Below are 12,940 nucleotides of genomic sequence, written 5' to 3'. Positions count from 1 at the left end.
GGCCGAATAACCCTCATCAATTTTCAAGGGAAACGGTTTCAATCCCCTACCACCTCTGGTTTTTCATGAAAGTCACCATCGCAAAGGGTGCAAACGAGGAGGAAGCCGCAGCCATCGCGGAAGCCCTCGCCCAAAACTTCCGAAACGAGGTTGAGGTGTACGTGCACGGAGCGGACGAACCCGCCGCAACCGCGGACGGGAGTGACCTGCCGGAGCCAGAACCGGAGCCGGAAGTCGATGACTTCGGGCCGACCGAGCGCGAGGAGCAGCTCTGGGCGGAAATCGAGGAAATCGACCTCGGCGGCCCGGAGAAGTACAAACAACGCCTCCCCGACCAGGGTAAACTGTTCGTCCGCGACCGGATGAAGCTCTGGTTCGACGACGGACTGCTGTTCGAGGATGGGAAGTTCGCCCAGTTCGACGCCGAGGACAAACTCCCCGCAGACGGCCTCATCACGGGCGCGGCGGAGTTCGAAGGGCGCGAGGTACACTTCATGGCGAACGACTTCACCGTCAAAGCGGGTTCGATGGCGCGTCACGGGGTTGAGAAGTTCCTCCGGATGCAGCAGCGGGCGCTCAAAAGCGGGAAACCCGTCCTCTATCTGATGGACTCCTCCGGCGGGCGTATCGACCAGCAGACCGGCTTCTTCGCCAACCGCGAAGGCATTGGCAAGTACTACTACAACCACTCGATGCTGTCGGGGCGCGTGCCTCAGATTTGCGTGCTCTACGGGCCGTGTATCGCGGGGGCGGCCTACACCCCGGTGTTCGCCGATTTCACCATCATGGTCGAGAAGATGAGCGCGATGGCGATTGCCTCCCCCCGCATGGTGCAGATGGTCACCGGCGAGGACATCTCGATGGAAGACCTTGGCGGCCCGATGGTTCATGCAAAACACACCGGCAGTGCCGACCTCGTCGCCCGCGACGAGGAACACGCCCGCGAACTCGGGGCGAAACTCATCTCGTATCTGCCGAACAACGCAGACGAAAAACCGCCACGAGCAGAGCCAAAGCCACCGGCGAAATCGCCAGAGGGCATCGACGGCATGATTCCCCGCGAACCGAATCGCGGCTACGACATGGTCGACCTCATCGAACGCATCGTCGACCGCGACTCCTTTTTCGAACTGCAAGCCGAGTACGGCAAGGAGATTATCACGGCGTTCGCCCGCCTCGACGGACGACCGGTCGGCATCATCGCAAACCAGCCCGCCCACCGCGCGGGCGCAATCTTCCCGAAGGCCGCAGAGAAGGCCGCAGAGTTCGTCTGGAAGTGCGACGCCTTCGACGTGCCCCTGCTCTACCTCTGTGACACGCCGGGCTTCATGGCCGGGTCGCAAGTCGAGAAAGAGGGCATCTTAGAGCAGGGCAAGAAGATGATTTACGCCACGTCGTCTGCGACGGTACCAAAGCAATCGGTCGTCATCCGCAAAGCGTACGGTGCAGGCATTTATGCCATGTCCGGGCCCGCCTACGACCCGGAGGGCGTCATCGGGCTGCCAACCGGCGAAATCGGGATTATGGGGCCGGAAGCTGCGATTAACGCCGTCTATCGCAACCATTTGGACGCCATCGAAGACCCCGAAGAGCGCGCAAAACGCACCGAAGAACTCCGCGAGGAGTACCGCCACGACATCGACATCCACCGCATGGCAAGCGAAGTCGTCGTGGACGAAATCGTGCCACCGAGCACGCTTCGACAGGAACTTATCAACCGATTCAACTTCTACGAAGACGTCGAAAAAGACCTGCCGAGCAAGAAACACGGCACGATTCTCTAATCGGCAGAGCGTCCGGTTTTTCGAACACTCTGGGTTGGGAGAACGTTATGTCAGTGCTAGCAGCGAGGCGCTGTTGTAAGCGACATGTAACTATGCGGTCAGTCTGCTTACCTGTTTTTGCCGTTGTGGTGCTGTAAAACGCCCCATCGCGGTCTGTGTGTGAGTTGCACACCGGCTCTCCCCACGGAGCACCCCAAGAGTATCTACAATGTCCCATACTGATGAGTCTCGTCGTCTTCGACAGACGCGCGCTGACGTTTCATCGACACCCCCCGATGAGTCCGACGGTTGGATTACCCACGTCCTTGGCCCGCTCCAGTACAAACTGTGGTTCATCGTGGTGAGTGCCATGGCTGCCGACGTATTGCTCACGATGTACGGTCTCGAACTCGGATTGACGGAGCTGAACCCCATTGCTGTCCGCGCAATCTCGGCGTTTGGTTACGCGGGACTTGGCTTACTCAAATGTCTGGCCCTCGGAATCGGAGTGGTGTGTTGGGCGCTCACCCCACACCACTACGCCCCAATTATTCCGCTCGGGCTTGCCACACCGTCGATTATCGCGGTGTGTATCAATACGGTGCTCGTGTTCCTCGTTATCTAGTTATTCGGCTGGCTTTTTGAGCGACAGCGTGGTTCGGTCGAACTCACAGACCAGTTCGTCGTCCTGATTGAACACTTCGACGTGCATGGTGACGACACCGCGTTCGCCGTCTGAGGTCTCGCGCTTTTCTGTTACCGTCGACTGGACGCGAATCGTATCGCCGTGGAAGACGGGGTTCGGGTGGCTGACGTTGTCGTACGAGAGATTTGCGACGATGGTGCCGTCGGTCATGTCGGGGATGGTGAGACCCACCGCGAGACTCATCGTGTAGAGACCGTTTACGAGCCGTTGACCAAACTGCGTGTCCTTTGCAAACTCCGCGTCGAGGTGGAGTGGCTGTTGGTTCATCGTCATGTCACAGAACGTCTGGTTGTCGCTCTCTGAGATGGTGCGACGAACGGCGTGCTCGACGGTTTCGCCAACCTCGAACTCTTCGTAGTATCGGCCGGTCATATCCGCACATGCGCGAAGTGAGGTGAAAAATCCCGCCGATTGGCCGAAGAGAGGTACGTTCAAACCGTCTCCGCGAGAGGGTTGAATATGGCACGACGAAGCCTCCTGTTCTCCCCCGGCGACCGCCCGGAGATGATGCAGAAAGCGCCCGGTGTCGGCGCGGATGTAGTGATTTTCGACCTCGAAGACGCCGTGGCCCCAGAACGCAAACAAGCCGCACGCGAGGCGGTAAACGAAGTGCTCACAGACTCGTCGTTCGACCCCGACTGCGAGGTCTGTGTTCGCGTGAACCCGATTGGTACCGTCACGGACACCGACCTCGATGGCGTTCTCGCTGGCGACCCGCGCATCGACGCCATCATGCTTCCGAAAGCGACGGGTGCGGCCGACGTAGACGCACTTCAGACCCTGCTTGCAGAACGTGGCTTCGACCTGCCCGCGTTCTCGCTGGTCGAATCCGCGGCGGGCGTGTTGAACGCCGTCGAGATTGCGAATGCGGAGGCGACAGCCGCGCTCGTATTCGGCGCAGAAGACCTCGCCGCAGACATCGGCGCGACCCGCACCGAGGACGGGACGGAAGTGCTCTACGCGCGCGAACACGTCGTTCTCGCGGCGAGCGCGGCGGGTGTCGATGTCATCGACACCGTCTACACCGCGATTCGTGACACAGACGGTCTCGCAGACGAGACAGCGTTCGCCATCGAACTCGGCTACGACGGCAAGATGGCGATTCACCCAGCACAGGTGTCGGTCATCAATGACGCGTTCACGCCCGAGCCCGACCAAGTCGAGTGGGCGCGTGCCGTCCTTGCCGCACGCGATGAGGCCGAGGCGGAGGGTCGCGGTGTGTTCCGTGTCAACGACGAGATGATAGATGCCCCGCTCATCGCCCAAGCAGAGCGAATCGTCGCGCGAGCACGGGCTGCAAACTTGCTATAGGGAAGACCCTTCATACGAAAAATTGCCGGTACGTTTAACCGTATCGTGTCCCATTTTTACAGGGTATGTCTGAAGAGGCGAACCCATTCGAAAGCCTACAGCGACAAATCGACAACGCGTCTCAGTTCCTCGACGTTCGATCGGATGTTTTAGAGCGGCTCAAACATCCCCAGCGCGTGCTCGAAACGAATCTAAGCGTGAAGATGGACGACGGAACGATTGGCGTGTTCAAAGCCTTCCGCTCGCAGTTCAACGGCGACCGCGGCCCGTACAAAGGCGGGATTCGCTATCACCCGGGTGTCACCCGCGACGAAGTCAAAGCACTCTCAGGGTGGATGGTGTACAAGTGCGCCGTCGTGGACATCCCGTACGGTGGCGGCAAGGGTGGCATCGTCATCAACCCCAAAGACCACTCGGAAGGCGAACTCGAACGCATCACGCGGTCGTTCGCAAAGGAACTGCGACCGATTATCGGTGAAGACCGCGACATCCCCGCGCCCGACGTGAACACCGGCCAGCGCGAGATGAACTGGATTAAAGACACCTACGAGACCCTCGAAAACACGACCGCACCCGGCGTCGTGACGGGGAAAGCTTTAGAAAGTGGCGGCAGTGAAGGCCGCGTCGAGGCGACCGGCCGTTCGACGATGCTCACCGCCCGCGAGGCATTCGACTATCTCGACAAAGACATGGAAGGCGCGAGCGTGGCCGTCCAAGGCTACGGGAACGCCGGCTCCATCGCCGCCTACCTCATCGAAGACCTCGGCGCGAACATCGTCGCCGTGAGCGACTCGTCGGGTGCCGTTTACAACCCAGACGGCTTAGACGCCCGCGCGGTCAAGGAGTTCAAAAACGACACCGGCTCGGTCACGGGCTACGCCGAAGCCACCGAGGAGCTGACGAACGAAGACCTCCTCACCCTCGACGTGGACCTGCTCGTCCCCGCAGCGCTCGAAAACGCCATCGACGGCGACCTCGCAAAGCAGGTTCGCGCAGACGTCATCGTGGAAGCCGCAAACGGCCCACTCACCCCCGAGGCCGACGAAGTGCTCACCGAGAGCGACGTGTACGTCTTCCCCGACATCCTCGCAAACGCCGGCGGCGTGACGGTCAGTTACTTCGAATGGGTACAGAACCGCCAGCGCTTCTACTGGTCTGAAGAGCGCGTCAACGACGAACTCGAGACGGTCATCGTCAACGCGTTCAACGGCCTCGTGGACGCCTACGAAACCCACGGCCTGCCAAGCTTCCGCACGGCAGCCTACGTCGTCGCTATCCAGCGCGTCGTCAAGGCGTTCGAAGAAGGCGGCACCTTCCCGTAAAACCGCTCGCGCCCGCTCGTTTTCCGACAATTCTGAAAAATCTGGTTAGTGACCGCTCGGTGTGTCGCCTTACAGCCCGAGTTCGCGGCCGATGACGAGGTGCTGAATTTCTGAGGTACCTTCCCCGATTTCCATGAGCTTTGCGTCGCGGTACATCCGCTGTGGGGCGAAGTCCGTGGTGTAGCCGTAGCCGCCGAGCACCTGCACGGCGTCCTCTGAGACCTCGCGGGCGACCTCACTCGCGTCGAGTTTGGCGAGCGCCGAAGACTTGGTCACGTCCATGCCCTGGTCGTACTGCCACGCCGACTTGTGGGTCAGGAGGCGTGCGCGTTCGATTTTGCGGTCCATCGAGACGATTTTGTCGCGGATGGCGTCGAACTTCGAAATCGGCTGGCCGAACTGTTCGCGTTCTTTCGAGTACTTGTGGGCGGCTTCGTAAGAGCCCTGTGCGATGCCAACGGAGAGGGCGGCAATCGAGATGCGCCCGCCGTTCAGCGTCTTCATCGTCTGTTTCCAGCCTTCACCAACCTCGCCAAGGAGGCGGTCTTCAGAGACACGGACGTCGTTGAACTGAATCTCGCAGGTCGGGGAGGCGTTCAAGCCCATCTTGTCCCAGATGGTCGTGACTTCGAAACCGTCGTCGTTGCGCGGGTCGACGATGAACGTCGAGATGCCGTCGTACCCGGCGTCGGGGTCTGTGACTGCCTTTACGAGCACCGAACCGGCCTCGCTCGCGTTCGTGATGAACTGCTTCGTGCCGTTGATGACCCACTCGTCGCCGTCTTTCACGGCGGTGGTGTCCATGTTTGAGGCGTCACTGCCGCTGCCCGGTTCGGTGAGCGCCCACGACCCGAGGTACTCGCCCTCTGCGAGCGGGCGAAGCCAGCGCTCTTTCTGTGCGTCGGTACCGAACATCTCGATAGGTTTCGAGGCAAGCGAGATGTGTGCGGCATAGGAGAGCCCGACAGAGCCGGAGGCGCGCCCGATTTCTTCGGTCGTGAGCGCGTACATGAGTTGGTCGCCGCCAAGCCCACCGTACTCCTCGGAGATGGGGACGCCCATCATGTCGAGGTCTGCGAGGGCGGAGAACACTTCGGTCGGACAGCGGTGCTCGTCCTCGATTTCCTGTGCAATGGGGACAATCTCCTCGTCACAGAACTCCCGGACGGTATCTCGAATCATCCGGTGTTCTGCAGGTAGGCTGAAATCCATACCCGAAGATTCGGGCAACGGAAGATAAAAACACCGACAATCATTAACGACTGTGCCACGCGGTGATACGGCGCATAAGCGTTCTGGCGAAGACATATGTCTCCGGGCCGCCCGTATTTTTCAAATGGCATTCAGGCGGTTCCTCCGCGGACGGATTGAATGGGACCGATTAGAGTCGGTCGCAAGAGCAATCGCCGAGCGCTACGACGAAGACGAGGTTCGCATCGAGTTTCTCGAAGCCGACAACTGGCTCTCTACACCCTGTGTCATCAACGAACGCTGGTTCGTGAAAATCATCACCGAGCAGAACTCGTTCGTCCACGCCCTGCTCACGACGGGCCGCAACATCGGTGCGTTTACGAGCGGAACGGAGGGCTTTTTCGACCACTTTGGAACCGCCTACGGCATGGCCGAACACGAGTTCGAGGCGACGAAGAAACTGCGCGAAATCGGCATCAACGCCCCCGAACCCGTCGAAGCCTTCGAATTCGAAGACCTCGGCGTGCTCGTCCTCGAATATCTCCCCGAATTTCGCACGCTCAACGAGCTGTCGGGCCGCGAGGCACTGTCCTACGCGCCGGAGATGTTCGAGTCGCTCGCCACCATGCACGACAACCGCCTCGCCCACGGCGACCTCCGCGGTGAGAACGTCCTCATCGCCAACAACACGCTCTACTTCATCGACGCGACCAACGTGAAAGAGTCCGGCCTCGCAGACGCCCGGTCGTACGATCTCGCGTGCGCGCTTGCGGCGCTCGAACCGCTCATCGGCGCAGGATCGGCCGTAGACGCCGCACTCGAAAGTTACAGCGTAGACGAATTGCTGGCCGCACAGGACTTTCTCGACTTCATCAACATGCGCCCCGACCACGATTTCGAAGCTGGAGTCGTGAAGGGTGAAATCGAAAAGCGCGCGACCTGACGGCGACGACGAACGCTTTTTCCGGCGCAGTGGCTCACGGCTGAGAGCGATAGTGAACAAGTGATGATGGCTGAGTCGCGTGTGCGCCCTGCACGCGACCGAGCCGTGGTGACGCTGCGGCGGGCGTCGGTGGACCGTGGCCATGACGGTCCGATGTGGCGGTGCGTTGTTACCGGTCTGACGAGAAAAGCGTCGTCCCGGTGTCTGAGATAAGACACTCACCACACATAAATTCGCGCATTGCCGACCCGGTTGTTACTCGGCTGAGTCGCGGAGGTCTGCGAGCAACGCAGCTTCGAGATTGGAGAGCTCTTTGCTCAGATTGCGTTTGAAAAATCGCTCGACACCCGGCACTTTGCCTTCGACGACGAACCGATTTGCGAGTTTCGTGCCAGTCTCCGTTTCCGTGAGTTCGTGTTCGCCAACAACGTGCATCACCGACGACTTGCCGACGAACTTGATGAACGCCGGTTCCTCGCGTTTTACGTCCTCTGTGCGCACGGGAACGGTTTTATTGATAAACGGAATGGGGAGGCTGATTTGCCACGTGGCTTTCGTCCCCTCCTTGTTGTCGATGGTGTAGGAATCGACCACGCTGATGTACTCTGCGCGTTTGGCCGGGTCTGCGATGAACTCCCAGACGCGAGCGGGGGTGGCGGGCAACTCGAACGTTTCTGAAACCCGGACGGTCATACGACACTCCTACTTGCTCGCCACGTAAAAAAGGCGCTGACTGGGGAGTACGCCCTGTCCGAATAGGCGTGTCGTAAAACGACGGTGCAGAAAGCGGGTGCCCGATTAGCCAAGCGTCACGCGCCACGTCGTCGAGCGGGCGCGACCCCATTTTTCGATTTCGATGTCCTCTGACTTCTCAGAAAGACGGGGAAGGCGGACGCCAACCTGCTTGGCTGTAAGCCCAATCTGTTCTGCGATGTGCTTCGCCCGGAAGTAGCGTTCTCCCTTGGCGACGCTCTCTCGCAGGTGCGCGAGAATTCGCAGGTCCTCATCTGTGAAGTCTGTCATCAACAAGTAAATACGACGCTCAACGGTTTAACCGTTACCGACTCAGTTGCCGTAGACGTGCAAGGTGGTAATCAAGATACACCCAAACACAATGGCGGCAGCGAAGCCGTAGGCGGCGTTCAGCGTCTCTGGGAAGACGTACATCACGAGTGCTCCAACGAGGGCGAGTGCGCCAAACAGCATGGCCATGCCAATGCCCTTGTCCGTCGCGGCGGCGGATTCTGCGGTCATATCATGTGGTAACGACAGGAGGGTCTTAGTTCATTCTTTTCCGGCGACGGCCTGCCGTCCGAAGAACTATACAGGAAAGCGCATATCTGAGCATAATGGCAGGGGCAAAGACACTCGTTTTTGGGAGTAAATTGAAGGTTCTCGTCGCAGTCGTCGGCCTCCTTGTCGCAAGCGTTGGCGGCGCGTGGGCGCTTGGCATCATCGGCGTCCCGGTCGTCGGCGGCGTCGAGAACCGATTTACGGGCGTGAGCGACACCCAAACCGCCATCCAGACCGACCTCGTCGTCTCGAATCCGAACCCCATCAGCCTCCAGCTCGGGGGTACCTCGGTGGAGTACGACGTGGCGATGAACGACGTGTCCATCGCCCACGGGAAAAAAGAGGGACTCAACATCGAACAGGGCAACACGACCCTCCATTTCGAGACGCGAATGGACAACGAGAAGATACCGGCGTGGTGGGTCACGCACATCCAGAACAACGAGACGACGAACGTGAACATCAACGCGCAAGTTCACTCCTCGTTGCTCGGGCGCACGTTCAACGTCCCCCAGTCACAGCAGATCCACACGAATCTGATTGGGCAGTTGAACTCAGACGAGACGCGGCCGATAAACGCCAATCAGGCGGTCATCTCAGACCCGGTGCTCTACATCAACCAGACGAGCGCGACGTGGGGGACGGTCACCGACCAACAGACGCCAATCGACCTCCAGTTCGTCCTCTACAACCCGAAAGCCACTCCCTACACCATCACCGAACTCGGCTACACGATTACGATGAACAACATCACCGTGGGCGAGGGCGTGACCGACCGCTCGTACGTCATCCCCGGCGGCGCAACGGAGACCGTTGCCACGACGGCAAACATAAACAACCAGCTGCTCGATGACTGGTGGGCCTCCCACCTCAGAAATAATCAGGTCACAGAACTCCGCATCGACTTCTACGCGAAGGTGCAAGTCGGCCAGAGCGGCCCCTCCTTTAGACTCCCACTCGACGATTTGACCCACACCCAGACCGTCGAAACGGACATCTTCGGCACGAAAGAACAGACGGACATCGACACGAACCTGAACAGCAGTACCTCGACAGACGACGAGCAGACGCAAACCGCAGAGACCACGACAACCGAGCAGTCGGTTGAAACGACAAAGTCGACCACGGAAACCACGACCACAGAGACGACCACAACCGCGACCGAGACCACCGACGACGGCGGCATCCTCAACGTGCCACGCTCCCCGCTCGCGCTCGTTCGTCGGTAGGCGATAGCATTTTATTTCGGTCTCGTGTAAATTAGGCTACAATGACGCGGAGTACCCACACTCCTGGTCGCGTTCTTCTCCCGTGAGCATGGCGTAACGGCGGACGGTGACTCGGTGTTCGTGACAATCGACGGGGAAACTCACGAGTTGCCACGCGCGGTCGCCCGGCAGTTGCATGACGACCTCGGCGACGCGCTGTGCCAGCGGACGGAGTTTTTCAGAACGGTTTCCGAATACCGCGAGAATGGCTCGTATCGCGTGAGTCGCCGGGCGGGGAGTTCCTCGGGCAACGCAAAAGTGTTCCAGCGTTTCGAGGAGCTAGAGCGACTCTACGACCGACTGCCAGAGACGTTCACCGCGACGGACGTCGACAAAAGCGGAATCACCGGGTCGCGTCGCCACCTGTTGGTCCGACACGTCGCTGAGCAACCGGCGTTCGATTGCCGTATCACGCGGCGAAATCCGTTGACGGTGAAAAAAGCGTAGTTACCGAATCGTCGTGTGTTCTGACTCCTCGTTCAGCGCGAGGTTGGTGGCGATTTCGGCGTTGCGGACGGCGTACTGGGCGGTCTGCTGGAGGCTTACGAGCACTTCGCGCACCTGAAGGAGGTCTTTGTTCGACATCTCCGGGAGGTCGTCGAGAATCTCGTGTTCCTTATCACCGATTTCTGCGAACATTTTGCGCACCTCGATGGTCATATCGAAGTCACGCTCGACCGCAGAGCGGACGGCGAGTTCCGTGATTTCGTTCACTTGGTCGGTGAACTCGCGGATGCGGCGCATCGTCGCCGAGTCGACGTTCAGGGTGTGCCCGTCGGTTTCGATGACGGTCTTTGCGATGTCTTCTGCGTTGTCAGCCGTCAGTTCGAGGTTTTTCGCAATCGACCGGTAGCCGATGAGCGGGAAGCCGTCTGCGAGACCAACAGCTCGGGCGAGGTTCGGATTCTGGTAGGCGGTGAAGATGAGGCGAAGCAGGAGGACGAAAATCTTGTTCGCCTGGCGTTCGCGATTGAGCGCGCGCTGGGCCAAGTCGGGGTTGCCGTGGGCGAGTGCCTTCACGGCCTCGTTTCGCATCGTGCTGCCCGTCGATTCGAGGCGCTCTAAGAGGTTGTCGAGGGTGAAGTCTTCGGGGTCGACAGAGCACCGAATCGCGATGCGGTCTGGGGTTTCTTCGATGACGCCGAGGCCCATGAGCTGGGTCTCTGCGTTGTACACCGCGTTGATGTGCGCGCTCGTAAGCGTCTCACCTTCGTCGGCTTCGACATGAATGACGCGGCGTCCGAGGACGTACTGTGCCACGATTGCCCGTTCGACAGAATCCGCATCGAGGTTTTTGGCGTGGATAATCGCTTCTGACTCTTCTGTCTGCGCGGACTCCGGCATGACCGTGAGCGTCCCCTTTCCACCCATCCGAATCGTTACCTCATCGCCCTTCTCGACACCGTGTGCCTTCGCCCACTCTGCGGGCAACGTCATTGCTAACGTCGAGGGGCCGAGTCGCTGTACCTTACGTGTTTCCATAGGGAGATTACTCTATTTGCACGACCTTATATCTCACTATATGGGAACCCCATACCCCATGCTTCGTACTAGGGACCTATGCATTGTTAAACCGTTTTCAGCATCCGCCGCTCGAATCGCCCGACTCGAACCTGATACCAGCCCTTTAACTCCTCGTCAAGCGCCGCATCACCCGTGTCAACGCGGAGGACCCCGATGTCGTCGATTTTCTCCCGCGAGCCAACGACGTCGATGTCACACCGGCGAATCACGGCCGGTGAGAGTTGGTGGTTCCCGCGCCCGAAGATGAAGCCTTGTCCGCCTATCGGGGACACGACGATGCGATTTTGTTCACCGAGCGCGTCGAGAATCTGTTGTTCACGGGCGTCTTTGACGAGCAGGTCGCCGTCTTTCCACACGTCGACGCCCAGCGGCGAGCCGTCGAACCCAAGCGCTGTTTTGATTGCGCCGACTGTGCTGCCGGGGCCAAGTACGTAGGTGACCGTTGGGTCTACATCTTCGACGAACCCCTCGACGAGCGTTTCGATGGTTCCCGATGAGAGCTGTTTTGACGATTGGAGGCCCTCTGCGACCGGAACGTTCACGACGGCTTTGAGTTCGGCGCGCACCTCGCCTGCTCGATATGCCTCCTCGTCTATGTCCATCACTTCGTTTGGCTCGCTGCGGGTGTAGGTGGCTGCGATTCGCCCGGCCTCCGCAGGCGAGACGGCGAACACAGACGAGTAGATTTTCACCCCCGCCGGGACGCCGAGCACGGGTGTGTCTGCGTCCAGTTCCGCGAGTGTCTCTGCAACGTCCACGGCGGTGCCATCGCCGCCGACGAACAGAATCAAATCAACGCCTTCCGCGACGAACCGACGGACGGTTTCGCGGGTGTCGGCGGCGCTCGACGCTGCAGGCGGTTCGTAGACGAGTTCGGGGTCGAATCCGGCAGCGGTGACCGCGAGTTCTCCCATCTCACCGGCGGCAGTGAGAATCGTGGTGTCGGGGGCGTCAGTTGCGAGGCGCTCGATGGCGGTGCGTGCGCGTTCGGGTGCGCGCGGCTCTGCGCCGAGTTCGCGGGCACGCTCGACTGCGCCGTCGGTTCCCTTGAGGCCGACGCGCCCGCCCATGCCAGCGATTGGGTTGACAACCACGCCGATGCGTCGCATACCTGCTCATGTGCGAGAGCGATAGAAAAGGCATGCGGTGGCGCCATTCGAGTTCCGTTAAGGCCAACTCTTATAGTCCTTGTTTGTGACATATACACCGACTTATAAACACCACCATGGATATTGAAGGCCTACAAGCGGTTTTGGAGTATGCGACGGCGTGTTTGGGGGAGAAGTTGCGAGCGGTCGGCTACGCCACAGAAGCGGAGATAACGTACACGTTCATGCGAGAGGATGTCTCTGAACTCTACGATGAGCTTGCGCTTTCGCGTATCCGCGACGAACTCGTCTTGAGTACGCTCGAACAGCGCCACCACGAAGGGCTGTACGCCGTCGGGTCGCTCAAGGCCACAGTGCGTGTCTTCGAACAAGCGGTCATGGTAATCTTTGACGATTTGGTCGAATACGGCGCGGTCATCCTCTCGTTTGACACTGACGCCGAATGTTCGTTCGTGGAGTTTCTCAGCACCTGCCGGTCGCACCTCGAAGCGGCTGAGTCCCACTGAGCCA

15 protein-coding genes are annotated in these 12,940 nt (G+C 59.8%); 8 read left to right on the top strand and 7 right to left on the bottom strand.

Annotated elements, in window-relative coordinates; all coding sequences use genetic code 11:
• Positions 1-65: 65 nt before the first annotated feature.
• Both V5N13_RS13995 and V5N13_RS13990 read left to right on the top strand, forming a co-directional pair.
• Entirely contained in the window at positions 66-1,784 is a 1,719-nt protein-coding gene (locus tag V5N13_RS13995) for an acyl-CoA carboxylase subunit beta (RefSeq protein WP_336361258.1), read from the top strand.
• Between the two features lie 208 nt (positions 1,785-1,992).
• The gene (locus tag V5N13_RS13990; RefSeq protein WP_336361257.1) at positions 1,993-2,388 is read left to right on the top strand and encodes a DUF5658 family protein; all 396 of its coding nucleotides are present in this window, start codon (positions 1,993-1,995) and stop codon (positions 2,386-2,388) included.
• Here the strand turns inward: V5N13_RS13990 and V5N13_RS13985 are convergent, their stop codons facing one another.
• Positions 2,389-2,904: a MaoC family dehydratase gene (locus tag V5N13_RS13985; RefSeq protein WP_336361256.1), complete on the bottom strand. Its 516-nt coding sequence runs from the start codon at positions 2,902-2,904 to the stop codon at positions 2,389-2,391. It lies immediately after the preceding gene.
• Between the two features lie 24 nt (positions 2,905-2,928).
• On the opposite strand from V5N13_RS13985, the gene V5N13_RS13980 reads away from it, so the two are divergent.
• Positions 2,929-3,780 (top strand): HpcH/HpaI aldolase/citrate lyase family protein, encoded by an 852-nt coding sequence (locus V5N13_RS13980; RefSeq protein ID WP_336361255.1) that lies wholly within the window; start codon positions 2,929-2,931, stop codon positions 3,778-3,780.
• A 65-nt stretch (positions 3,781-3,845) separates the two neighbouring features.
• Positions 3,846-5,102, top strand: a complete 1,257-nt coding sequence (locus V5N13_RS13975; RefSeq protein WP_336361254.1) for a Glu/Leu/Phe/Val family dehydrogenase — start codon at positions 3,846-3,848, stop codon at positions 5,100-5,102.
• A 69-nt stretch (positions 5,103-5,171) separates the two neighbouring features.
• Here the strand turns inward: V5N13_RS13975 and V5N13_RS13970 are convergent, their stop codons facing one another.
• Positions 5,172-6,314 carry an acyl-CoA dehydrogenase family protein gene (locus V5N13_RS13970; protein ID WP_336361253.1) on the bottom strand — a complete coding sequence of 381 codons (1,143 nt, stop codon included), beginning with the start codon at positions 6,312-6,314 and terminating at the stop codon, positions 5,172-5,174.
• A 124-nt stretch (positions 6,315-6,438) separates the two neighbouring features.
• On the opposite strand from V5N13_RS13970, the gene V5N13_RS13965 reads away from it, so the two are divergent.
• Positions 6,439-7,236: an RIO1 family regulatory kinase/ATPase domain-containing protein gene (locus V5N13_RS13965; RefSeq protein ID WP_336361252.1), complete on the top strand. Its 798-nt coding sequence runs from the start codon at positions 6,439-6,441 to the stop codon at positions 7,234-7,236.
• A gap of 255 nt (positions 7,237-7,491) precedes the next feature.
• Here V5N13_RS13965 and V5N13_RS13960 read toward each other — a convergent pair whose 3' ends face one another.
• The 3 genes from V5N13_RS13960 to V5N13_RS13950 form a co-directional block, all read right to left on the bottom strand.
• Positions 7,492-7,929, bottom strand: a complete 438-nt coding sequence (locus V5N13_RS13960; protein ID WP_332898536.1) for an SRPBCC family protein — start codon at positions 7,927-7,929, stop codon at positions 7,492-7,494.
• Positions 7,930-8,034: 105 nt separating this feature from the next.
• On the bottom strand, positions 8,035-8,259 hold the full coding sequence (locus tag V5N13_RS13955) for a DUF7123 family protein (RefSeq protein ID WP_332898535.1): 225 nt from the start codon (positions 8,257-8,259) through the stop codon (positions 8,035-8,037).
• 42 nt (positions 8,260-8,301) lie between these two features.
• On the bottom strand, positions 8,302-8,490 hold the full coding sequence (locus V5N13_RS13950; RefSeq protein ID WP_336361251.1) for a DUF7525 family protein: 189 nt from the start codon (positions 8,488-8,490) through the stop codon (positions 8,302-8,304).
• Positions 8,491-8,585: 95 nt separating this feature from the next.
• Here V5N13_RS13950 and V5N13_RS13945 point away from each other — a divergent pair, with 95 nt between their 5' ends.
• Positions 8,586-9,758: an LEA type 2 family protein gene (locus V5N13_RS13945; protein ID WP_336361250.1), complete on the top strand. Its 1,173-nt coding sequence runs from the start codon at positions 8,586-8,588 to the stop codon at positions 9,756-9,758.
• A gap of 120 nt (positions 9,759-9,878) precedes the next feature.
• Positions 9,879-10,244 carry a DUF7528 family protein gene (locus V5N13_RS13940; RefSeq protein WP_336361249.1) on the top strand — a complete coding sequence of 122 codons (366 nt, stop codon included), beginning with the start codon at positions 9,879-9,881 and terminating at the stop codon, positions 10,242-10,244.
• Here the strand turns inward: V5N13_RS13940 and V5N13_RS13935 are convergent, their stop codons facing one another.
• Both V5N13_RS13935 and V5N13_RS13930 read right to left on the bottom strand, forming a co-directional pair.
• Positions 10,245-11,279, bottom strand: a complete 1,035-nt coding sequence (locus tag V5N13_RS13935; RefSeq protein ID WP_336361248.1) for a PhoU domain-containing protein — start codon at positions 11,277-11,279, stop codon at positions 10,245-10,247. It lies immediately after the preceding gene.
• 86 nt (positions 11,280-11,365) lie between these two features.
• Positions 11,366-12,430, bottom strand: a complete 1,065-nt coding sequence (locus V5N13_RS13930; RefSeq protein ID WP_336361247.1) for an ATP-NAD kinase family protein — start codon at positions 12,428-12,430, stop codon at positions 11,366-11,368.
• A gap of 116 nt (positions 12,431-12,546) precedes the next feature.
• On the opposite strand from V5N13_RS13930, the gene V5N13_RS13925 reads away from it, so the two are divergent.
• Positions 12,547-12,936 (top strand): hypothetical protein, encoded by a 390-nt coding sequence (locus V5N13_RS13925; protein WP_336361246.1) that lies wholly within the window; start codon positions 12,547-12,549, stop codon positions 12,934-12,936.
• The last annotated feature ends 4 nt before the right edge of the window (positions 12,937-12,940 follow it).

Origin of the sequence: Haladaptatus sp. ZSTT2, from assembly GCF_037081775.1 — an archaeon.
GTDB lineage: Archaea > Halobacteriota > Halobacteria > Halobacteriales > Halococcaceae > QDMS2.
Note: the sequence above shows the minus strand (reverse complement) of the source record. Positions and strands in the feature narration are given on the sequence as shown.

Excerpts from the sequence above, each read along its gene's own strand:
- V5N13_RS13995 (WP_336361258.1), top strand. The coding sequence starts at position 66 with ATGAAAGTCACCATCGCAAAGGGTGCAAACGAGGAGGAAGCCGCAGCC.
- V5N13_RS13990 (WP_336361257.1), top strand. The coding sequence starts at position 1,993 with ATGTCCCATACTGATGAGTCTCGTCGTCTTCGACAGACGCGCGCTGAC.
- V5N13_RS13980 (WP_336361255.1), top strand. The coding sequence starts at position 2,929 with ATGGCACGACGAAGCCTCCTGTTCTCCCCCGGCGACCGCCCGGAGATG.
- V5N13_RS13975 (WP_336361254.1), top strand. The coding sequence starts at position 3,846 with ATGTCTGAAGAGGCGAACCCATTCGAAAGCCTACAGCGACAAATCGAC.
- V5N13_RS13970 (WP_336361253.1), bottom strand. The coding sequence starts at position 6,314 with ATGGATTTCAGCCTACCTGCAGAACACCGGATGATTCGAGATACCGTC.
- V5N13_RS13965 (WP_336361252.1), top strand. The coding sequence starts at position 6,439 with ATGGCATTCAGGCGGTTCCTCCGCGGACGGATTGAATGGGACCGATTA.
- V5N13_RS13960 (WP_332898536.1), bottom strand. The coding sequence starts at position 7,929 with ATGACCGTCCGGGTTTCAGAAACGTTCGAGTTGCCCGCCACCCCCGCT.
- V5N13_RS13955 (WP_332898535.1), bottom strand. The coding sequence starts at position 8,259 with ATGACAGACTTCACAGATGAGGACCTGCGAATTCTCGCGCACCTGCGA.
- V5N13_RS13950 (WP_336361251.1), bottom strand. The coding sequence starts at position 8,490 with ATGACCGCAGAATCCGCCGCCGCGACGGACAAGGGCATTGGCATGGCC.
- V5N13_RS13945 (WP_336361250.1), top strand. The coding sequence starts at position 8,586 with ATGGCAGGGGCAAAGACACTCGTTTTTGGGAGTAAATTGAAGGTTCTC.
- V5N13_RS13935 (WP_336361248.1), bottom strand. The coding sequence starts at position 11,279 with ATGGAAACACGTAAGGTACAGCGACTCGGCCCCTCGACGTTAGCAATG.
- V5N13_RS13930 (WP_336361247.1), bottom strand. The coding sequence starts at position 12,430 with ATGCGACGCATCGGCGTGGTTGTCAACCCAATCGCTGGCATGGGCGGG.
- V5N13_RS13925 (WP_336361246.1), top strand. The coding sequence starts at position 12,547 with ATGGATATTGAAGGCCTACAAGCGGTTTTGGAGTATGCGACGGCGTGT.